Below are 502 nucleotides of genomic sequence, written 5' to 3'. Positions count from 1 at the left end.
GTGCCGGACGACCGGCCGCTGCTGATCCTGCCCGGAAAACGCGCTCTGGTGCCGACCGGGCTGATCCTGGAAATTCCCGAAGGCATGGAAGGCCAGGTGCGGCCGCGCTCGGGCCTTGCCTTCAAGCATGGGCTGACCGTCCTCAACACGCCCGGCACCATCGACAGCGACTATCGCGGCGAGGTGAAGGTCCTGCTGATCAATCTCGGCGATGAGGACTTTGCCGTGACGCGCGGCATGCGCATCGCCCAGATCGTTTTTGCCGCGGTGACGCAAGCCGCCGTGGAAGAGCGCAACCTGGCCGGCGGCACGGCGCGCGGCGCGGGCGGGTTCGGATCGACCGGCACCGCCTGATGCCTGAACTGCCTAAACTTGTCATCTTCGACTGCGACGGGATCCTGGTCGATACGGAGAACCTGGCCAATCGGCGCCTTGCCGAATGGCTGACCGCTGCCGGCTACCCGACAAGCTTCAAATATTGCCGCAAGAATTTCTCCGGCCG

At 65.1% G+C, this 502-nt stretch carries 1 protein-coding gene and 1 pseudogene; both read left to right on the top strand.

The features are described 5' to 3' along the window. Window positions 1-354, top strand: a 354-nt coding sequence (gene dut / locus ENZ74_RS33940; RefSeq protein ID WP_127313385.1) for a dUTP diphosphatase, incomplete at its 5' end; no start/stop codon positions are given. Beyond that, window positions 354-502: pseudogene (locus ENZ74_RS35580) on the top strand (HAD family phosphatase); the annotation flags it as partial. The gene dut and the pseudogene ENZ74_RS35580, both read left to right, overlap by 1 nt.

The organism is Mesorhizobium sp. M7A.F.Ca.CA.002.15.2.1, assembly GCF_003998715.1.
GTDB lineage: Bacteria > Pseudomonadota > Alphaproteobacteria > Rhizobiales > Rhizobiaceae > Mesorhizobium > Mesorhizobium ciceri.
Note: the sequence above shows the minus strand (reverse complement) of the source record. Positions and strands in the feature narration are given on the sequence as shown.